The sequence below is a fragment of the Exiguobacterium sp. s121 genome, assembly GCF_018617245.1.
In the GTDB taxonomy this organism is placed as follows: Bacteria; Bacillota; Bacilli; order Exiguobacteriales; family Exiguobacteriaceae; genus Exiguobacterium; species Exiguobacterium profundum.
On the sequence record NZ_JACSJV010000001.1, the window covers coordinates 1,152,855 to 1,172,309 of the forward strand.

At 45.9% G+C, this 19,455-nt stretch carries 20 protein-coding genes and 1 tRNA gene; 11 read left to right on the plus strand and 10 right to left on the minus strand.

Features of this window, described 5'->3' with window-relative positions:
- Positions 1 to 149: 149 nt before the first annotated feature.
- Positions 150 to 746, plus strand: a complete 597-nt coding sequence (locus KOG47_RS05905) for a TetR/AcrR family transcriptional regulator (protein ID WP_214690831.1) — start codon at positions 150 to 152, stop codon at positions 744 to 746.
- Positions 747 to 781: 35 nt separating this feature from the next.
- On the opposite strand, the gene argH is transcribed toward KOG47_RS05905, so the two are convergent.
- The 5 genes from argH to KOG47_RS05930 all read right to left on the minus strand — a co-directional run bounded on the left by argH (position 782) and on the right by KOG47_RS05930 (position 6,923).
- Positions 782 to 2,170, minus strand: a complete 1,389-nt coding sequence (gene argH / locus KOG47_RS05910; RefSeq protein ID WP_215243879.1) for an argininosuccinate lyase — start codon at positions 2,168 to 2,170, stop codon at positions 782 to 784.
- On the minus strand, positions 2,163 to 3,377 hold the full coding sequence (locus KOG47_RS05915) for an argininosuccinate synthase (protein ID WP_214691273.1): 1,215 nt from the start codon (positions 3,375 to 3,377) through the stop codon (positions 2,163 to 2,165). The genes argH and KOG47_RS05915 overlap by 8 nt, the downstream gene beginning before the upstream one ends.
- A gap of 124 nt (positions 3,378 to 3,501) precedes the next feature.
- Positions 3,502 to 4,644, minus strand: a complete 1,143-nt coding sequence (locus KOG47_RS05920) for a CapA family protein (protein WP_215243880.1) — start codon at positions 4,642 to 4,644, stop codon at positions 3,502 to 3,504.
- Between the two features lie 113 nt (positions 4,645 to 4,757).
- Entirely contained in the window at positions 4,758 to 6,245 is a 1,488-nt protein-coding gene (putP, locus tag KOG47_RS05925) for a sodium/proline symporter PutP (RefSeq protein WP_047795263.1), read from the minus strand.
- A gap of 120 nt (positions 6,246 to 6,365) precedes the next feature.
- A complete protein-coding gene (locus KOG47_RS05930; RefSeq protein ID WP_215243881.1) occupies positions 6,366 to 6,923 on the minus strand; it encodes a DNA-3-methyladenine glycosylase I in 558 nt (185 codons plus the stop codon).
- A 90-nt stretch (positions 6,924 to 7,013) separates the two neighbouring features.
- Between KOG47_RS05930 and KOG47_RS05935 the strand changes: the two genes are divergently transcribed.
- Positions 7,014 to 7,631 carry a DedA family protein gene (locus tag KOG47_RS05935; RefSeq protein ID WP_159562378.1) on the plus strand — a complete coding sequence of 206 codons (618 nt, stop codon included), beginning with the start codon at positions 7,014 to 7,016 and terminating at the stop codon, positions 7,629 to 7,631.
- Between the two features lie 39 nt (positions 7,632 to 7,670).
- Here KOG47_RS05935 and KOG47_RS05940 read toward each other — a convergent pair whose 3' ends face one another.
- Both KOG47_RS05940 and KOG47_RS05945 read right to left on the minus strand, forming a co-directional pair.
- Positions 7,671 to 8,840 (minus strand): cation:proton antiporter, encoded by a 1,170-nt coding sequence (locus tag KOG47_RS05940; protein WP_215243882.1) that lies wholly within the window; start codon positions 8,838 to 8,840, stop codon positions 7,671 to 7,673.
- 25 nt (positions 8,841 to 8,865) lie between these two features.
- A complete protein-coding gene (locus tag KOG47_RS05945; RefSeq protein ID WP_215243883.1) occupies positions 8,866 to 9,291 on the minus strand; it encodes a GNAT family N-acetyltransferase in 426 nt (141 codons plus the stop codon).
- Between the two features lie 115 nt (positions 9,292 to 9,406).
- Between KOG47_RS05945 and KOG47_RS05950 the strand changes: the two genes are divergently transcribed.
- The 5 genes from KOG47_RS05950 (at position 9,407) to KOG47_RS05970 (ending at position 13,973) form a co-directional block, all read left to right on the plus strand.
- Positions 9,407 to 9,952 carry a glycerol-3-phosphate responsive antiterminator gene (locus tag KOG47_RS05950; protein WP_214690838.1) on the plus strand — a complete coding sequence of 182 codons (546 nt, stop codon included), beginning with the start codon at positions 9,407 to 9,409 and terminating at the stop codon, positions 9,950 to 9,952.
- A 39-nt stretch (positions 9,953 to 9,991) separates the two neighbouring features.
- Entirely contained in the window at positions 9,992 to 10,696 is a 705-nt protein-coding gene (locus tag KOG47_RS05955; RefSeq protein ID WP_338083432.1) for an SDR family NAD(P)-dependent oxidoreductase, read from the plus strand.
- 100 nt (positions 10,697 to 10,796) lie between these two features.
- Positions 10,797 to 11,645, plus strand: coding sequence for an HD domain-containing protein (locus KOG47_RS05960; RefSeq protein WP_196430795.1), 849 nt, complete (start codon positions 10,797 to 10,799; stop codon positions 11,643 to 11,645).
- Positions 11,646 to 11,832: 187 nt separating this feature from the next.
- Positions 11,833 to 12,822 carry a sodium:calcium antiporter gene (locus tag KOG47_RS05965; protein ID WP_031423558.1) on the plus strand — a complete coding sequence of 330 codons (990 nt, stop codon included), beginning with the start codon at positions 11,833 to 11,835 and terminating at the stop codon, positions 12,820 to 12,822.
- Between the two features lie 89 nt (positions 12,823 to 12,911).
- On the plus strand, positions 12,912 to 13,973 hold the full coding sequence (locus KOG47_RS05970; protein WP_215243885.1) for a bifunctional glycosyltransferase family 2/GtrA family protein: 1,062 nt from the start codon (positions 12,912 to 12,914) through the stop codon (positions 13,971 to 13,973).
- A gap of 23 nt (positions 13,974 to 13,996) precedes the next feature.
- On the opposite strand, the gene KOG47_RS05975 is transcribed toward KOG47_RS05970, so the two are convergent.
- The 3 genes from KOG47_RS05975 to KOG47_RS05985 form a co-directional block, all read right to left on the minus strand.
- Complete coding sequence (locus KOG47_RS05975) at positions 13,997 to 14,563, minus strand: 3'-5' exonuclease (protein WP_012726407.1); 567 nt, start codon at positions 14,561 to 14,563, stop codon at positions 13,997 to 13,999.
- Between the two features lie 61 nt (positions 14,564 to 14,624).
- A complete protein-coding gene (locus KOG47_RS05980; RefSeq protein WP_215243886.1) occupies positions 14,625 to 14,957 on the minus strand; it encodes a four-helix bundle copper-binding protein in 333 nt (110 codons plus the stop codon).
- Positions 14,958 to 15,069: 112 nt separating this feature from the next.
- A tRNA-Ala gene (locus tag KOG47_RS05985) sits at positions 15,070 to 15,142 on the minus strand.
- Positions 15,143 to 15,265: 123 nt separating this feature from the next.
- On the opposite strand from KOG47_RS05985, the gene KOG47_RS05990 reads away from it, so the two are divergent.
- The 4 genes from KOG47_RS05990 to KOG47_RS06005 all read left to right on the plus strand — a co-directional run bounded on the left by KOG47_RS05990 (position 15,266) and on the right by KOG47_RS06005 (position 19,279).
- Positions 15,266 to 16,129, plus strand: coding sequence for a GRP family sugar transporter (locus tag KOG47_RS05990; RefSeq protein ID WP_078146990.1), 864 nt, complete (start codon positions 15,266 to 15,268; stop codon positions 16,127 to 16,129).
- Positions 16,130 to 16,336: 207 nt separating this feature from the next.
- Entirely contained in the window at positions 16,337 to 16,759 is a 423-nt protein-coding gene (locus tag KOG47_RS05995) for an SRPBCC family protein (RefSeq protein ID WP_159562372.1), read from the plus strand.
- A gap of 134 nt (positions 16,760 to 16,893) precedes the next feature.
- Entirely contained in the window at positions 16,894 to 17,754 is an 861-nt protein-coding gene (locus tag KOG47_RS06000) for an SDR family NAD(P)-dependent oxidoreductase (protein WP_215243887.1), read from the plus strand.
- Positions 17,747 to 19,279: an AMP-binding protein gene (locus tag KOG47_RS06005; protein WP_215243888.1), complete on the plus strand. Its 1,533-nt coding sequence runs from the start codon at positions 17,747 to 17,749 to the stop codon at positions 19,277 to 19,279. Before KOG47_RS06000 ends, KOG47_RS06005 begins: the two co-directional genes overlap by 8 nt.
- Positions 19,280 to 19,455: the final 176 nt, after the last annotated feature.

Consider the following 19,455-nt stretch of genomic DNA (forward strand, 5'->3'; position numbering starts at 1 on the left):
AATTTAACAAACATAACGTTTGTTATGTTTTTAGTATAGGCGGACAATCCTATTTAGTCAATGTGAATTATTTCACAAAATTTAGTCCTGAGCACTCGCATTGGTAGAGCTATGTTATTCTAAAGTGGACTCGAAAGGGGAGAATAATAGTGGACGGTAAAAATAAAATTCTAGATGCAGCCAGAACGGTCATTATTCGAAGTGGGGTGAACGGGGCAACAGTCAGAGCGATTGCAATCGAGGCGAATATGACGACAGGAGCCATCTATCATCATTACAAAAATAAAGAAGATCTATTGTACGATTTAATGAATGAGAGCTTGTCTGTTTCCTCTCAAATCGCCAAAGAAATGACAGACGATGCCTATTCAAAAGAACGTATCAAAATGGAGATTGCACGAAATACGGCGGAACGCTTTCATAAAGATGCAGAGAACCGCTTGCAGTATCATTTTGCTCATGAAGTACTACTTGGTAATATGGATGCACAACTGAAATTAAAGGACAAATATGCAGAATGGACAAAACAAATCGAACAAATCCTGATTCATTTGTACGGACTAGAAAACACTCGTCTAAACAATGCGTTCAGTTCATGGCTGATTGCGGCAGTCGATGGGGTCGTCTTGCAATATCTACTAGACGTCAATGAAAATTCCATTGATGAGATGATGGAGGTATTCGATCTTCTACTAGAAAAAGGTCTTCCTTCTTTCGTTGAACGTCTGAATGAACAGGATAAATAGACCCGTCACAGATTAACGTGACGGGTTCAAGATGATTAAGAATAGGTCATCGTGCTCATGCATGCCGAAGCTTCTTTCAACTGTTCACGGACGGCATCGAATCCTGTTCCGCCGTAACTGTTTCGACGTGCGACTGCCTGTTCAGGGGTCAAGGCATGATACACATCCTCTTGAATCAATTCAGAGTACGTTTGGTACACCGTGATTGGAAGCTCGCGTAAATACAATCGCTCATCCACGCAATATTTGACGAGTTTTCCAGTCACCTCGTGCGCCTCACGGAACGGTAACCCTTTTGCCGTCAAATAATCGGCGAGTTCGGTCGCATTAGAAAAATCGCGCTCGGTCGCTTGTTTCATGACGTCCGGGTGGAACGTCAGTTCATTCATCATCCCCGCCATGATACTGAGCGAGCCTTGAACGGTCTTGACCGTATCGAACATCCCTTCTTTATCTTCCTGTAAATCTTTATTGTAAGCGAGTGGAAGTCCTTTCATGAGCGTCAACAAGCCCATCAAGTTTCCAATCACTCGACCCGATTTTCCACGGACGAGTTCGGCCATGTCAGGGTTTTTCTTTTGTGGCATCATGCTCGAACCGGTAGAAAACGTATCCGACACTGTAATGAAGCGATACTCTTCGCTTGCCCAAAGAATCAATTCTTCACAGAAGCGGGAGAGGTGCATCATAAGCATCGACGCATTTGAAAGAAACTCGAGTATGAAGTCACGATCGCTAACGGCATCGAGGCTATTCGGGTAAACCCGATTGAATCCAAGTAATTCAGCTGAACGGGAACGGTCGATCGGAAACGTTGTCCCGGCTAAGGCTCCTGCGCCAAGAGGAGACCAATCAATCCGCTTCAAGCTGTCCGTAAACCGCTCCTTATCACGCTCTAGCATCCAGAAATAGGCGAGCAAGTGATGGGCCAGCGAGATCGGTTGTGCACGTTGGAGGTGCGTATAGCCAGGCATGATTGTCTCTACGTTTTCTGAAGCGTGAGCATGCAATTCACGCTGAAGTGATTCAATCAATTGAATCACTTCTTTCACACGTTCTTTCAAGTAAAGATGCATGTCCGTTGCGACTTGATCGTTTCGACTACGTGCCGTATGCATCTTCCCTGCAACCGGTCCGATCGCTTCATGAAGCAGAGCTTCTAAGTTCATATGGATATCTTCGTGATACACCTCGAATTTCAATTCATCCGCGAGTGCTTTTTGCTTAAGTTGTTGTAATCCATCAAGGATTTGAGTGACTTCTTCCTTTAAGAGGATGCCCTGGTCACCTAACATCGTCACGTGAGCCATGCTACCTTCTAAATCCTCAAGGACGAGTTGAGCATCAAATTCAATCGATGCACCGAATGCATCGACCCAATCGCTCGCCGTCTTCTCGAAACGGCCTCCCCATAATTTACTCATTGACGAACGCTCCCTTTTCCATCAACACCTCTGATTGAACTTTTGTTGGAAGACCCCATAACTTGATGAATCCGATAGCTGCTTGTTGATCGAACGTATCGGCTGACGTATAGGTCGCAAGTTCCTCATCGTAAAGAGAAATTGGCGACTTCCGTCCGTCGACGATGGCCTGCCCTTTAAACAATTTCATGCGAACCGTTCCTGTGACGGTCGCTTGAGTCTCATCGATAAACGCAAGAAGTGCTTTTGTGAGCGGTGAATACCAAAGTCCGTTGTAGATTGTTTCTGTCAATTTTTGCTCGACAATTGGTTTGAAATGCGCCACTTCACGAACGAGTGTCAAGGCTTCAAGAGCTTTATGCGCAGTGATCAATGTCATGGCGCCAGGTGCCTCATACACCTCACGTGATTTGATACCGACGACCCGGTTCTCGATGTGGTCAATCTTCCCGACACCATGGGCACCCGCAACGATATTGAGCTCTTTTAAGATATCAGTGAACGATTGGCTCTTCCCATCAATAGCAACCGGCACTCCGTTCTTGAATTCAATCTCAAGATAAGTCGGTTCATGCGGTGTGTCCTCAAGTGCCGCTGTTAACTCATATGCGCTTGCCGGAGGTGCTGCCCAAGGATCTTCTAAGATGCCGCATTCGATGGCGCGTCCCCAGATGTTCTGATCGATTGAGAATGGTTCTTCTTGAACGATTGGAATCGGAATTTGATGTTTTGCCGCATACGCGATTTCTTCCTCACGTGACCATTTCCATTCCCGAACCGGTGCGACGATTTCGAGTGAAGGATCGAGTGCATGAATGGACACTTCAAAACGTACTTGGTCATTTCCTTTCCCGGTACATCCATGGGCCACAGCGACGGCGCCTTCGGCCTGTGCGACCTCGACCAATTTTTTCGAGATGAGGGGCCGTGATAGTGCCGAAACGAGTGGATATACGCCTTCATATAATGTATGGGCCTGCATCGAATAGCGAGCGAACTCGTTGACGAACTCATCGACCGCATCGATGACGATTGATTTTTTCGCTCCAACTTTCATCGCTTTTTGTTGAATCTTTTCTAAGTCTTTCCCTTCCCCGACGTTCAAACAGACTGCAATCACATCATAACCTTGTTCGTCCAACCATTTAATCGCAACCGATGTGTCAAGACCACCTGAGTAAGCCAATACGAGTTTCTGTTTCAAAATATGAACACCCCTTATGAATAATTATTAATCTTTATTTATAAATATACAACTCAGTGTAAGGGATAAGATGTCGTGTGGCAACCCTTTTTTGAAAATAAAAGGACCACGAGTGATTTCGTGGTCGTCATTGTTCGATTTTGAGTTGGGGTAACCATTGCGACATATGGTCGCTAACAGGGGAAAGAAGTTCAGGACGAGCAGCCTTTAACGGGACGACCTCATAATGTCCATCAGATGATTTTTGCGTAAAGGTTGGAAAGAACATCGGATTTTTCAATTCAATAGTCGATTGGTCATCTTCGATTGTCTTGACCACATCAATCCCGATGATGCCCCCCGTGTTTCGCTCATCCCCTTGTTGTCCGGAAAGGAAATTACCGAGCGAGTAGATGACAAAAGTTTGATTGCCATTGACTCCTTCTAGCATGGTCGGAGGTTGCAGCACGTGAGGGTGGTGACCGATGATGATATCGACTCCGAGATCTGCTAACGATTGGGCGAGCTCAGTTTGACTCTTATTCGGTAACGGCTCATATTCCGTACCGAAATGGAGGGAGACGACCGTCATGTCAGTCGACTGTTCCGCCTTCTCGATCTCTGGTTGCATCTGTGCAAGGTCGATATAATTTACGTGATAAGGCTGCTTCGGCACGACTCCATTCGTCCCGTAAGTGTATGCGAGGAAGGAAAAAGAAATATCATTAGCCGTCAACGTACGAATATTCGCTTTGTCCTCATCAGATAGGAAGGAGCCTGTATAAGGCATTCCGATTGCATTCCAATGGTCGATTGAATTTTCAATGGCTCGGACGCCACGGTCGAGCGTATGATTATTCGCTGTCGTGACCAAATCGATTCCTGCCCGTTGTAGGGCATCACCAATTTCATATGGACTGTTAAATGCCGGGTAGCTCGAAAGTCCGATTTCACTCCCGCCAATCATGCTCTCTTGGTTGGCAATTGATAGATCGGCGCGATTCAATATTGGAGAGATCTGGTCGAATGCAGAATCAAATTCATACCCTTCATCGGTACGTGCTGCGTTGTATACCGAATCATGTAGAAGAATATCGCCGATTGCATAGAGGGAGGCCGTTGTGACGATCGGTTCGGGTTCGGCAGGCGGCATTTCTTCAGGTATCTCGACAATCGGTTCCTCGACTTCTTCTGGTACTTCTTGATTGGTTGCTGGAGTCGTACCACAGGCGATTAATAAAACAAAGCTAGACAGGAAGGTAAGGCGAGAGACGATCTTGATTGGTTTCATCCCGATTCTCCTTTTCACGACAGATTCGTACGATAACCCTAAAATTCGTCGATAATTAAGAAAAATCCTGCCTAAAAAAATAAAGACAGGTCGTTTTTGACCTGTCATGAGATTTATTTGATATGTTCTTTGACCATGTCTTGCATTTGGTCAAACTCACGTTGAATGACCTCATTTGGTGGCGGTGTCACCAAACTCACGATATAGATGGCAAGTGCCGACAGGAAGAATGCTGGAATCATTTCATACAATGTCCCAAACGTTCCGAAAAGAGAAGCGGCATAGTTCTTCCATAGAATGACGACAAAGGCTCCAGTCAACATTCCAGCAAGCGCGCCTTGACGCGTCGTTCGTTTCCAAAACAGACTAAACAAGATGAGCGGACCAAATGATGAACCAAACCCTGCCCAAGCATAACCGACAAGGTTTAAGATGGTGTCGTCTGCATCGAGTGCAAGAATAATCGATATGACGGATACGAGAATGACCGTAATCCGACCGACCATGACGAGTTCACGGTCTCCCGCTTCTTTACGGAAGAACTTCTGATAAAAGTCTGTCGTCGCGGCACTCGACGAGACGAGCAATTGAGAGGAGATGGTCGACATGATGGCGGCGAGAAGAGCAGCCAACAATACACCAGTCACCAAATCCGGGAATAATAAGTCAGATAGGTTGATAAAGACGTTCTCCGGATTATCGATGGTGAGGCCTTGTTGTGTGTAATAGGCGAGACCGAACAATCCGGTCGCCATCGCCCCGACAACGGTGAAGACCATCCATGAGATCCCGATTCGACGTGCCGTCTTAATGTCCTCGAGCTTTCCGATTGCCATAAAACGGACGATGATGTGTGGCTGGCCGAAATAGCCGAGCCCCCACGCAAATAGTGAAATGATTCCGATAAGTGATTGCCCCGTCCACGGGTCAAGTAACGCTTCATCAATATTTCGTACCGTGTCTAAAGCATTTGATACACCATCAGTTGCCATAATGGCGATTGCAGGTACAAAAATAAGGGCAAACAGCATGATCAATCCTTGAACAAAATCTGTCCAGCTTACTGCTAAAAATCCACCGATGAAAGTGTACAGAATAATGATGGAAGCGAGAATGACGACTCCCGTTACAAACTCAATGTCGAAGACGGCATTGAATAGGCGACCGCCGGCAACGAATCCGCTTGTCGCATACAGTGTGAAAAAGATTAACGTGACAGCAGCTGAAAATGAACGCAACACACCTTTTGTGTCTTTAAATCGCTTCTCAAAGAAGTCTGGGATTGTGATCGCATCATCCGATATGTATGAATAAATGCGTAATCTCGGTGCGACCAATAACCAGTTCAAATAGGCACCGATCGTCAACCCGATGACAATCCAGCCACTTGAAATCCCTGACGCATACATGGCACCAGGCAATCCCATTAAGAGCCATCCACTCATGTCTGATGCACCGGCAGATAAGGCGGCGACCCCGGGACCAAGCGCCCGACCACCTAACATGTAATCTCCGATACTGCTTGTTCTCCGATATGCGATGATCCCAAGCAAGACCATCAGTGCCATGTACACGACAATGGACACTAAAATTCCGTTCATCAACATCCCCCCGAAAGATAAAAAATATGAAAACGCTTTCAGTGATAGAGTATCACTTTGTCAAAATATTGTCACAACAAGAGGGGGAATGTAAAGATATTTTTGAGAGCTGGTCTTAAGTTAGCGGAACGTGCAAGAGGTGAGATGGTCATTGACGAGACCCGTCGCTTGTAGGTGGGCATAGACCGTTGTCGGTCCTAAAAACTTAAAGCCGCGTCGTTTCAGGTCTTTACTCAATCGTTCAGAAAGTTCCGTCGTTGCAGGAACATCTTCAAGACGATTCCATGCATTCAGGATCGGTGCATCGTTGACGAATGACCAGATGTACGAATCAAATGAGCCAAACTCTTCCTGTAGTTTGATGAACTGTTTCGCATTATTGATCGACGCCTCGATTTTTCGTCGATTTCGCACGATTCCGCTATCGCCGAGAAGTCTTTCCACATCCTCATCCGTGAAGCTGGCAACTTGCTGCACCTCAAAGTTGGCATAGGCCAATCGATAATTTTCACGTTTTCTTAAGATGGTGATCCAACTGAGTCCTGCTTGCGCACTTTCGAGTGTCAGACATTCAAAGTGCTTCTGATCATCGTGAACGGGCTTTCCCCATTCCTCGTCATGGTAACGGACGTACAATGGATCCGTCCCGCACCAAGGACACCGTACTGTTTCTTCCATTTCAATCAGCTCCTTTCTTTGAGTGTAGCATGTCTTTGCGATTATATAGCAAAATGGACGGGTATAGAGGGGAAGAATGGAGGAAGCGACATGAGTGACTGGATGATTTCTGTGATTGAACAGTACGGCTACATAGGGATTGCATTCATGATTTTTATTGAGAATGTGTTTCCACCGATCCCTTCTGAAGTCGTCTTACTCTTTGGTGGTTTTTTTGCTGTGAAGACGAATTTGTCCATCACGCTCGTCATCGTGGCATCGACGGTCGGTGCCATATTAGGAGCCGTATTATTATACGGCCTTGGACTCTTGTTTGATGTCGAGCAGATTGAAAAATGGACGAAGAAATATGGAAAGTGGTTACGACTTGATCTGAATGATGTAAAAAAGGCGGATGCCTGGTTCGATCGCTACGGGGGATGGATGGTCTTCTTTGGACGTTTGATGCCGGTCGTCCGAAGCTTGATCTCGATTCCAGCAGGGATGTCGAACATGCCATTCATGAAATTTCTACTGCTCAGTACGGCTGGAACAGCCTTATGGAATACCATTCTCATCCTTATCGGGATGAAAGTCGGTGAGAATTGGCAAGATATCCTCTCATACCTCGATGCCTATTCTTATGCAATCTATGGGCTACTGTTCATCGGCGTCATCATTTATATCGTATGGCGTAAAAAGCGGCACAACAAACTAGCAAAAGACTAATGCACAAAGTAGGCGGACCCAGCATATGGGTCCGCCAATTCATTCTTCTTTTTTCTCGTCAGGTAAGACTTTCGTGAGGGTTTTCTCTGTTTTTTCTGCCAAGTACTCTGAGAAACGGAACAGAATGATTCCGACAATGGCTGACACGAAAATATAGAGACCGACAAACAAGTTGATGGCCCCGTTCGAAAGGGCGGTGAATAAAATAGAGAACTCCCCACGTGGCGCGAGTGAGAACCCGGCTTCATTGGCTTGAACACGCGTCAAGCCATAGATTCTGCCCCCGATACGTCCGACAATCCATTTGGATAATACTCCCCACACAATCAAGACGAAGAAGAGCGCATTCACAATGACACCTTTCTCGAGGTTGATCGAGATACCGAACGAGATGAAAAAGATCGGCAAGAATAAATCTCGGACGGGTACGGTCAAACGCTTCAGCGGTCTCACATCGTGGATATCTGCGAGCATGATTCCGGCGATAAATGCCCCTAAAATCTCAGATAATCCAAACACCATGCCGATTCCTGCGAAAAAGAGAATGAGTCCAATCAGACCGATGCTCGCATCATCTTGTCGCAGTAAGTGCTTCGAAAATTTTTGTTGCTTGGATACGAAGCTCGAACCAATGAACAAGAGTACGCCAAATATAAGAAATCCTGCGAACACTTTGCCGATATCGGACATCGCAACCGGTTCTTCTTGAATGATGAAAGGGGCAACCGTCAATAGGAGAGGGGCAAAAATATCCTCAAAGATGAGTAATGCGAGCACAAACTCTTTAATATCTTCATGTTTTTCGGAATGCCGCTCAAGCAGTTTCGCAGAGATGGAGGAGCTCGTCGCATATAAGACGGCCCCGATTAAAAAGGCGCGAGGGAAATCGAGACCAAATGCTAAAGCAATCCCAAACGATACCCCGAATGACAGAATGATATCGAGTATTCCCGCCTTCCATACTTTCCGCATGCGCTTCCAAAGTTCACGTAGTGGAAACTTCAGACCGAGTAGGAAAAATAACAGAATGATTCCAATCTCTCCCGCGACTTTAAAGACTTCATTCCCATCCCAGAAAAATCCGACCCCGACCCCGATTGCGATAAACGCTAAAATACTCGGAAAGAATAATCGTTCAATCAGGAGACTGAGGACAGAGATGAGGGTGAGCGCCAATCCGAGCAACACGATGACATTTAATCCATCCATACGTCATCTCCTCTCATGACCCCAATTAGCTTTCTCTTTGATTCCATTGATACTCCATTCCGACGGATTCGGGTCGTGAGTAATCAAAACCGAACTGTCGATACAACCCATCGGCTGGAATGTCTGCGATTAAGCTGATGATGGCCGTTTCATCCGCTTCCTGTAAAATCCAGTCCATCAAGTGCTCCATGATTAATTTTCCGAGTCCAAGACCTTGGCACTCCGGGTCTACGACGATATCTACTAAATGGAATACCATCCCGCCGTCACCGACGACGCGTCCCATTCCGACAATCTCATCATCTAAGTATAAACAAATACCATACAGTGTATTTTGAAGCCCCTTCACCGTACCTCGATCAGAACGTCGTGGCATCCCTGCCTTCACGCGTAACGCTTGATGTTGTTCTGGAGTCGGTGTTTCGACTTTTACAGTTACTTCATTGACCATACTCAAATCCCCCTCTACACAAGTTGATTTTATTTTCCCGATATATTGAATGAGTAAACCTTGATTTATAAAATCGGCTATCTGCATAATGAGAAGGAGACAGGGGGAATAGTTGATGATCAATGGTCAATCCATCTTACCGGCGATACGGGACATGCGGGATTTGGAGCGGTTTTTATCGAGTGATTTCGAATTAGGAGTGTTATTAGAGATTCATATGAGTCGATTGGACTCCATCTTCAGATTATTGGGGAAGCATGATAAAAAAGTGTTCATCCATATGGATTTGATTCAAGGTATGAAGGCCGACGAGTATGCGACGGAGTATGTCTGTCAGACGTTTAAACCGTTCGGCGTCATCTCGACGAAAGGAAACGTCATCGTCAAGGCAAAGCAAAATGATGTGGTCACTGTGCAGCGTTTATTTTTAATTGATTCCACCTCATTAGAGAAAAGTATCAAGCACATTGAACGTTCAAAACCGGACTATATCGAAGTCTTACCAGGTATTGTGCCGAAGTATATTCAACGTGTGAAGGAGAAGACGGGGATACCCGTTTTCGCAGGTGGGCTGATTGAAACAAAGGAGGAAGTCCAAGCGGCACTTGCTGCGGGAGCGAGTGTGATCACGACTTCGAATCGAAAACTATGGTCCGACTAATCGGGATTTGGGTATACAGTCTTTTAGGAGGGATGAATGATGAAAGACGTAATGATTGTAACAGGAGCTAGTCAAGGAATTGGTTATGCGATTGCTCAAGCTTTCGTAAATCAGTATGAAGTAATCGGGCTAGACATTGGAGATGACCCGGACATTAAAGGATTACGCTTTTATCAAGTAGACCTTGGAGACACGTCTGAACTTAAGCGTGTCTTTGACGATATTCACAACGAATTTGGTCGAGCCCATGTATTGATCAACAATGGAGGAATCGCTTCGCTGGTCAAGCCGATTGATGAGCTTGAGATTGACACGTTCAAACGAGTCATCGATGTCAATTTAGTCGGAACATTTAGTTGTGCGAAATACTTTTTAGAACTGAATCAAGATGAGTCATATGGAAGAATCGTTAACATGGCCTCGACACGTGCTTTCCAGAACGAACCGCATTGGGATGCATATGGTGCATCTAAAGGAGGCATCGTCGGCTTGACCCATTCACTTGCCATCTCATTAGGCGACCGCCCTGTGACGGTGAATGCGATCAGTCCAGGATGGATTCATACGTCTGATGAGTCGTTACGTGAGATTGATCATGAACAACATCCATCAGGCCGGGTCGGTGAACCAGAAGATATCGTCCGCGCTGTGAGATACTTGATCGATCGTCAAAACAGTTTTGTGAACGGGCATAATCTTGTCGTAGATGGAGGAATGACGAAAAAAATGATTTATGAAGAATAATGTGACCATATACCTAAATTAGGGATGTTTTTAGGTTATATGTACCTAATTCCGGGTAATGAATAGGAGGGTTTTTATCCGGAAGAAGGAGGATGGCGACATGAACCCGCTCGTAGAAGAGGCGTTACGTTTTTCGTCTATTCGTCACGGAGGACAGTTCCGAAAAGGTTCATCCATACCATTTTTGTCACACCCATTCTCGGTCGCCATGCTTCTTGAGTCCGATCATCAAGCACCGGTGGTCGTGGCGGCAGGGTTACTCCATGATTTGATTGAGGACACGAAGACGGACCCACAAGAAATCTTATCAAAATTCGGATCTGACGTGCACAGGCTCGTTCTCGCGGTCTCGGAAAAAAATCGTGACGAGTCGTGGGAACAACGAAAACGACTGACACTTCAGCAGGTGAAATCACTTCAATTTGATGAAGTCGCACTTCTCGTGGCGGATAAGCTACATAATCTCCGTTCCATCCGTTATGATCTTGAGATGGAAGGGATGAAGGTGTGGCAACGTTTTAAACGACCGCTGCGAGACCAATCATGGTATTATCATGAATTACTATCAGCATTTGAACCGTTTCGGAGTTCGACAGACCTAATCGGTTTGTATGAACAAGAACTCCATCTATTGTTTTACGGCGAGAAAAATTCAAAAGATCGAAAAGTGGCAAGGCTCCTTGAATCGATGCTGACCCATTTCGTCGAAGACGAATGGTTGCAAGAATCGGCACCACTATGTCAAACGGCATATGAGTTAAAGGAGATTGTCGGGCGAGATACGATTGATGAAGTAGAGATTGTGTGCTTCCGACAGCGACTTCACGAAGCGGGTTGGACCACGCCATTGTCACCCGAGAAGCTCGCGGGGATGCAAGAACTCGCATATCGGACGGCTCTCGAGCCACAAGAACTTCTCGCACTCATACGTCGCTCGATTGTCAACTAGTTCTCTTCATGCTATAGTCAAAGGGAAGATAAAAAGGGGAGTAGCGACCACAATCGTGGTCGATGGGTCGTCATTACAGTGCGTGCGCACTCGGTCCATCGAGCTTTTACAAGTCCGCAAGACCTTTTTATGGGCGTTTTTGTCGTCCATAAAAAGGTCTTTTTTGTTTACCCAAGGAGGAGAAAAAATGGTATTTGTTTATTTCTTACTGGCCGCGGCCATCACCGTCTACGCCGCCATCAAATTGTCAACGTACGCCGACGTCATGACTGAAAAGTCGAAAATGGGCGGGATGCTCGTCGGTACAGTTTTATTGGCAGGAGCGACGTCGCTCCCGGAAGTGACAACGAGTATATCGGCTGTCATGATTGACAACCCCGACATTGCCATCGGGAACATGCTTGGGAGTAATCTATTCAATATCTTTATCTTAGCGATGTTCGACCTATACTTCCGACAGAAGCAATTGTTCAACTATGCGAGTCGGGACCACCTGTACACGGCCGGACTTGGGTTACTCTTGACCGTCACGACGTTGATTGCTTTGATCGTTCGCGTTGATATGACGTTTATCGGAATCGGAGTCGACGCGCTCTTGATTGCGATTCTATACGGTATCGGAATCTACTATATCGGGAAACAACCGACAGAGCCGGTCGCGGAGCATGAAGTCGAAGAAGAAGTGGTCGTCGGTAAATATGAAGAGATCACGCTGAAACGTGCGGTCTTTGGATTCATCATCGCTGCAATCGTAATCATGGCGGCAGGAACAGCCCTTTCCATCACAGGTGATCAAATTGCCGTTGTCACAGGACTCGGTTCTAGTTTTGTCGGTAGCTTCTTGATTGCGGCATCGACGTCACTCCCGGAAGCGGTCGCTGTGTTCATGGCGCTCAAACTACGTAATGTCAACTTGGCATTCGGTTCGATTCTCGGCTCGAATATCTTCAACATGTTGATTATCGCCATGTCAGATGTCTTCTATCGGAATGGATCGATTCTCGCAGATGTCTCGACGTCACACCTCGTATCTGCTGTCGGGATCACCATCCTATCGATCCTCGTCATGTATAGTGTGCTAAGACAAAATGTCACGTCGAAGGTACGTTATGTGATTCCTTCGTTACTCGTTGTCGTTGTCTATTTCGTTTCGTCTTACTTGATCTTTATCGGGTGAGTACATGCATCAGCCTTAGGGCTGATGTTTTTTTATTGGGAATGCGAATTCATTGCTTCGGGTATAGAGGAATTGAAGGAGGGGTGGCGATGCAGATGCATGAAGTGGAAACACGCCAAGCGTATTCGATTTTGATTCCGGCCTATAACCCTGATGAGGCACTCGTCACACTCGTGGAGAAGTTGAGGGCGAGTGGGTTTGCGAACATCATTGTGGTCAATGACGGTAGTAACGAATCGTCGGTAGGCACATTTGATAAGATTGCATCATTTGTCGACCAAGTGTTAACGCACGAACAGAATCAAGGGAAGGGAGCAGCAATCAAGACGGGGTTACGGTATGTGGTGGACAAATATCCGGATAAAACGGGGGTCATCACGGTCGATGCCGACGGGCAGCACTTGCCGCAAGATGTCGTCAACGTCTATGAGGAAGGGTTGAATAAACCACATCATCTCATCATGGGATGTCGAGATTTTAGCGGAGATGCGATTCCGTTCCGGAGCCGATTCGGCAATCAGGCGACACGGCTCGTCATGTTGATTGGGAGTGGGCTGAAGTTAAAAGACACGCAGACGGGACTTCGAGCCATCCCGATGCGATATGCGCGACAACTGATTGACATTCCGGGAAATAGATATGAGTTCGAGATGAATATGCTCACGTTCACGAAACGATTGCAGGTCCCGATTCAACAAACGACCATCCAGACCGTATATGAGAATGAAAATGATTCATCCCATTTTAGACCGATTCTCGACTCGATTTTAATTTATCGGATGTTTTTGATGTATTCGTTATCCTCTGTCGCCTCGTTCCTTGTCGACGTAGGGATGTATGCGCTCTTTATTTATTTATTATCCCCATACTTCGATACGGCTCACGTCGTCATCGCGACGGTCATCGCTCGAATCATTTCCTCTCTCTTCAATTATCTCGTTAATCGAAAAGTAGTCTTCGATTCGAAGGCGCGGCGGTCTCTTCCGAAATATTTTAGTCTCGTCGTGCTTCAAATGGCCGTTTCAGCACTTCTTGTTTATCTCTTGTTTCTCTTGCTCAGACAAGGCGAGGTCATCCTAAAAGTAATCGTCGATAGTTTTCTCTTTTTCGTCAGTTATTATGTCCAGAAGAGATGGATTTTCAAAAAATAACCGGTCATGATTTCATGACCGGTTTAATATGCGAGCGTTCCTGTTTTCACGGACGTATAGCGATGTAATTCTTTTGGGCTTGTGATGCCGGTTTTTTGCATCATGTCTCGCATAAGTAGCGCGCATACGCGAGCATCTTCCGCAGCATCATGATGAATAAACGGCACGTTCAAGTGTTCTGCCATCGTGTTCAACTTATGGTTCGGGAGTCCTGGATACAGTTTACGTGACAGTTTGACGGTGCAACCGTACTCGATTGTAGGGAAATCGAATAGATCATATTTCACAATCGCCTTTCTCAAGGCACCCATGTCAAATGAAGCGTTATGTGCGATGACGAGGTCCACTTCCCGTAAAATCGGGTAAAGAGAGGAAAGTACTTCCGGTAATGCCGGTGCATCCCACACGTCACTCGGACGAATGCCATGGACGCGGATGTTACCCATATCAAAGTCTTCCTCCGGATTGACGAGTCGCTGGTCGGTTTCGACCACATCACCATTTTGAAGGATGCTCCATCCGACAGAACAGATGCTGCGACTATCACGGTTAGCGGTCTCCACGTCAAGTGCGAGAATGGTATGGTTCATAGTTTACCTTCTTTCGTAAGCAATAAAAAAAGTCTAACAGAAAGTTAGACGAATGTCGTGCTTAAGCGGCAACAAGTGTTCGGCAAGCTTCCGCACAACGCTCACATGCTTTGGCACAGGCTTGACAATGGTCGTGCTGATGTCGTCCGCATTCAACCGCACACGTATCACAGACTTGGGCGCATAAAGCAACGATTGGTTTTGAAAAGGCTGAATCTGTTTCTAAGGCATTTAAAGCTAAAGTACAAATGTCTGAGCATTCTCGAGTCAGGCGGATGCATTCGGTGAACATGTGTAAATCCTCTTCTTGCAAACTTTTTGAGAAGCAGTGGTTGCTTGCGCGCATGCATTCGATCACGCTCGTCAATGTTTCTTCTACAGATGTACGTTCCATCAAAATTCCCCCTTATATGAAAAAGTCTAACTATCATTACCCGTTCAGAAAGAGGTTGAATCGCACCATACCAATAAAAAAGCCACACCTCATTCGAGATGTGACCAATTAATGGAGCATAGGGGGCTCGAACCCCTGACCTCTACGCTGCCAGCGTAGCGCTCTCCCAGCTGAGCTAATGCCCCGTTCGAAATCATTATATCATCGTAGTATTCGACATGGCAATTCCCTTTTTGAATTTAGGTTTATAAAATTGGAGACGTGGGAATTCCATGTTAGACGTTATATTAAGAAAGCAGGTGTGCTTCATGGAAATGATTCTTTTGGCACTCTTACCGGCACTCATGTGGGGAAGTATTCCACTCATCGTGTCGAAAGTAGGAGGAAAACCGATTCAGCAGTTAATCGGAACGACCATCGGGGCGATGATCATGGCAACAGTGATTGCCCTCGTCTTCCGACCGGAGTTCACGACACTCGCCATCGTGACCGGATTTATCTCAGGGGCGTTCTGGGCGCTCGGTCAATATTTGCAGTTCCAATCGTTCCAAATCTTAAGCGTCTCCAAAGCGATGCCAATCAGCACGGGGATGCAACTCGTTGGGACGTCTCTCTTTGGGGTCATCGTACTCGGGGACTGGCAGACATCGACGGAGCTATGGTTAGGGTTTTCAGCGCTCGTCTTGATTATCATCGGAGCGACTATGACTTCATACCAACAGAAGAAAGATCAGGACAGTGCCGGTGCGTTGAAAAAGGGTTTACTCGTCCTATTCGTTTCGAGTATTGGTTACGTCACATATGCCGTCTTGACGAACTATTTTGAAGTAGAAGGAATCACCGCGATTCTTCCACAATCCGTCGGGATGTTTATCGCGGCACTTCTGTTCAGTCTTCGTGAAAAGGACGTCAAGAAACTTGATCCTCGCACATTCAAAAACATCTTGGCGGGGATCGCCTGGGGAATCGGGAACTTCGGACTTTTCGTTTCAAGCGGAGAAGTGGGGATTGCAACTTCGTTCGCCTTATCCCAATTGAACGTCGTCGTGGCGACACTTGGTGGGATCTATCTCTTGAAAGAAGAGAAGACGACAAAAGAACGCGTCTTTGTTTTCATGGGAATCGGGTTGATTGTCGTCGCTGGATTTATGCTTGGGATTGCCAAGAGTTAAGCTTCAATTATGAAATGAAAAAAACCTTGAATGAACTCGATTTTGAGTGCCATTCAAGGTTTTTGTTTTAAGTATCTTTCAATCGTTGAAATGAGAGCAGGAGAAGATGTGATCGATAGGGAAGTAATCTCATATTGCGTTCGTCATATAGGACGGGCAGCGCATTCGTGATTGATCAAAAATTGTAGAATAAAGGGGAAACGAATCATGGATTCAAATGTCGTGACGATATCAACGCTCGTCGATGCACCAATCGACACAGTCTGGAAATTCTGGACAGAACCTGAACATATCAAACAATGGAATCATGCGTCTGACGATTGGCACACAATTGAGGCGGAGAACGACTTACGGGTCGGCGGGAAGTTTCGTAGTCGGATGGAAGCAAAAGATCAAAGCATGGGCTTTGATTTTGAAGGGGTATATGAGGAAGTTGAAGTAAATGAGCTCATTCAGTATCGTCTGGAGGATGAACGGAGAGTCAGAATTTCATTTGCTTCAGAAGGTGATCAGACGAAAGTGGTCGAGGTGTTTGATGCGGAGTCGATGAATCCGGTTGAAATGCAACGACAAGGCTGGCAGGCGATCCTCGACAATTTCACTCGATATGCGAATGGGAAGAGTGTATAAAAGATAAACGGAAGGTTTGAACAGCAGGTCCTTTTCAATTAAAGTGGACGCTGCTGTTTGTCATGTATGGCCAAATGATTGTCTAGGTTTTTTTTAGCTTGAAGAGACGAATATAAATAAAAGGTGCTGGCTATATGTATGACTACACGTTACTCGAGAGATTTCTGTTTCGATTTCCTTCCTTCAATCATCAGAAAATGAAATCAGAGCTGGATCGGAAAACGATATTGATTACTGGAGCGAGCTCAGGAATCGGGCAGGCGTTCGCTTATTTACTAACGGATACAACCGCCCATCTGATTCTCGTAGCCCGTAGAGAAGCAGACATGAACGTCATGAAGTCTGAAATCGAGAAGGGATCAGCCACAGTGACCGTGTTCCCGGCAGATCTTCGAAATGTAGAAGAAAGGAATGAATTGTTGGCGTATCTCCATCAACTACCGGACGGATTGGATGTTCTCGTCAGTAATGCTGGAATCTCCATCAATCGTCCCATCACTGAGTCACTCGATCGAGACCATGACTTCACTCGGACGATGGCGATCAATTATTTTGCTCCGGTTCAATTGATTTTATCGCTCATTCCGGTGCTCGAAAAGAAGAACGGGCAGATCGTCAATGTGTCGACCATCAATGTGTTACTTCATCATTTTCCTCACTGGGCGGCCTATCAGGCATCAAAAGCCGCGTTCGATACGTGGTTTCGCTCCGCGAGTCCGGAACTCACAATCAAAAATATTTCCACGACGGCTCTATATCTACCGCTAGTAAAAACACCGATGATTAAACAAACGCTGGCTTATCAGCATTCACCTGCCATGTCACCGGTACATGTGGCGGAACTGATTGGACATGCCCTGTATACAAAACGACCAGTATATAAGCCGTGGTGGTTGTTCCTCGGTCAAGTAGCGTCTCTTGTTTTCAGAAGACCGATAGACTGGATGGTCCCTACATTACTTAAGAGAAAGGAGCGTGACAATAAGAATGGTTAAGTTATTGAAAGTCTTGTCGCAGCTCCATTTTCTATCACCATCAAACCTAGTCCGTCTATTCGTCACAGTCCGTCAAAACGGAATCAACTTGATGCTGCTTTTTACATTGACGGAAAAAGTAGGGAGTCAAAATACGGCTTTAGTGGATAGTCGAGAAACAGTGACATTTAAGGAGCTAAAGACACGCTGTGAACACCTCGCTTATCATTTCGCTGATCAGTTTGGGGTCAAAAAGGGACAAAAAGTAGCGTTTCTTTGTCAAAACCACGCGTCTTTCGTACAAGGGATGTTTGCGGCTTCACGACTCGGTGCTGACATCTACATGCTTCATTCATCGATGAGCCAACTGCAGTTCAACCGACTTGTAGAAGAACAGCCATTCGATCTTTTGATTTACGATGATAAGTTTGAAAACTTAATTGAAAACTCGTCTTACGAACGTTCGACACTTGTCAGCTATCATGAGGAAAAGGTATCAATCAATAGTTTATCGAGGTCGAAGCGACCTCATAAAGAAAAACTACCGGCCGCCTCGAGCGGGAAAATCGTGCTGTTGACCGGCGGTACTACCGGAAAACCGAAACAAGTGACTCATAAACCATCCCTCTTTCACTTTCTAGCTCCATTCACGGCTTTATTGAACCAGTTGCAGTTGCCATCATTCAACACTGCCTATATTGCCACACCGATTTATCATGGCTACGGCATCGCCATTCTTTTATCTTTTCTCGCGTTAGGGAAAAAGGTTGTCATTCAGGAGAATTTTGATGTACAAAGAGCCTGTGACCTCATTCGGCGACACAAGGTAGAAGTACTCACGGTCGTCCCGCTCATGATCCATAAAATGTTACGACACGATCCAACATCACTTCATTCTCTCGCTTGTATCGCGTCCGGTGGTGCGAAGCTTCATCCCGTTTTAGTCCGTGAAGTCCATAACGAGTTGGGGAGCGTCTTATACAATCTATATGGAACATCGGAAGCAGGCTTGAATCTGATCGCCACACCAGAAGATTTACATTATGATGCGAACACACTCGGGAGAAGGCTTCCGGGAGGAGACTTAAAGGTAGTGAAAGATGGAGCGGAAGTCGAGCCAGGCGCCATCGGGGAATTTTGCATACGAAATAAGTGGTCCATGCAAAGCAGGAAGAACCGCTGGATTCAAACGGGTGATGTCGGATACCGGGATGAGAACGGCTATTATTTTTTGTGTGGACGAACAGACGATTTGATCATCTCGGCAGGAAACAATATTTATCCTGGGGAAGTCGAGACGGTTTTGCGCGACCATCCGAATGTCGAGGACGCCGCCGTCATCGGGATAGAGGATATGTACGCGGGTCACATTTTGAAGGCATATGTACAGGTGTATGATGAAGTATTGACAGAAGAGGCACTAGTGAGCTGGTTGCGCGAACAAGTGACAATATACCAGCTTCCTCGAGAAATCGTGTTTGTGGAGGAGTTGCCTTATACAGCGGTTGGAAAATTAGATAGGAAACGACTTGAGATGATCAATTGACTGGATGAATAAGAAATCCAGAAAAATGAGGAGAACTATTTCGATTTTTTGTGGAGTCACCTGTCTCAATATTTCTTTTGATTTCGGGAGGTTTTCTGTTGTAGTCAAGTCAATTTAGCTTCTTTGGTTGATGAAGAAATGAATTGGTTTTTCGAATATACGTTGATTTTGTGGAG

Bases quoted from the DNA above. Each gene is read 5' to 3' on its own strand.
- KOG47_RS05975 (WP_012726407.1), bottom strand. From the start codon at position 14,563: ATGAACCATACCATTCTCGCACTTGACGTGGAGACCGCTAACCGTGAT.
- KOG47_RS05995 (WP_159562372.1), top strand. From the start codon at position 16,337: ATGGATTCAAATGTCGTGACGATATCAACGCTCGTCGATGCACCAATC.
- KOG47_RS05965 (WP_031423558.1), top strand. From the start codon at position 11,833: ATGGTATTTGTTTATTTCTTACTGGCCGCGGCCATCACCGTCTACGCC.
- KOG47_RS05970 (WP_215243885.1), top strand. From the start codon at position 12,912: ATGCAGATGCATGAAGTGGAAACACGCCAAGCGTATTCGATTTTGATT.
- KOG47_RS06005 (WP_215243888.1), top strand. From the start codon at position 17,747: ATGGTTAAGTTATTGAAAGTCTTGTCGCAGCTCCATTTTCTATCACCA.
- argH (WP_215243879.1), bottom strand. From the start codon at position 2,170: ATGAGTAAATTATGGGGAGGCCGTTTCGAGAAGACGGCGAGCGATTGG.
- KOG47_RS05960 (WP_196430795.1), top strand. From the start codon at position 10,797: ATGAACCCGCTCGTAGAAGAGGCGTTACGTTTTTCGTCTATTCGTCAC.
- KOG47_RS05955 (WP_338083432.1), top strand. From the start codon at position 9,992: ATGAAAGACGTAATGATTGTAACAGGAGCTAGTCAAGGAATTGGTTAT.
- KOG47_RS05945 (WP_215243883.1), bottom strand. From the start codon at position 9,291: ATGGTCAATGAAGTAACTGTAAAAGTCGAAACACCGACTCCAGAACAA.
- putP (WP_047795263.1), bottom strand. From the start codon at position 6,245: ATGAACGGAATTTTAGTGTCCATTGTCGTGTACATGGCACTGATGGTC.
- KOG47_RS05990 (WP_078146990.1), top strand. From the start codon at position 15,266: ATGGAAATGATTCTTTTGGCACTCTTACCGGCACTCATGTGGGGAAGT.
- KOG47_RS05940 (WP_215243882.1), bottom strand. From the start codon at position 8,840: ATGGATGGATTAAATGTCATCGTGTTGCTCGGATTGGCGCTCACCCTC.
- KOG47_RS05930 (WP_215243881.1), bottom strand. From the start codon at position 6,923: ATGGAAGAAACAGTACGGTGTCCTTGGTGCGGGACGGATCCATTGTAC.
- KOG47_RS05935 (WP_159562378.1), top strand. From the start codon at position 7,014: ATGAGTGACTGGATGATTTCTGTGATTGAACAGTACGGCTACATAGGG.
- KOG47_RS05920 (WP_215243880.1), bottom strand. From the start codon at position 4,644: ATGAAACCAATCAAGATCGTCTCTCGCCTTACCTTCCTGTCTAGCTTT.
- KOG47_RS05950 (WP_214690838.1), top strand. From the start codon at position 9,407: ATGATCAATGGTCAATCCATCTTACCGGCGATACGGGACATGCGGGAT.
- KOG47_RS05980 (WP_215243886.1), bottom strand. From the start codon at position 14,957: ATGGAACGTACATCTGTAGAAGAAACATTGACGAGCGTGATCGAATGC.
- KOG47_RS06000 (WP_215243887.1), top strand. From the start codon at position 16,894: ATGTATGACTACACGTTACTCGAGAGATTTCTGTTTCGATTTCCTTCC.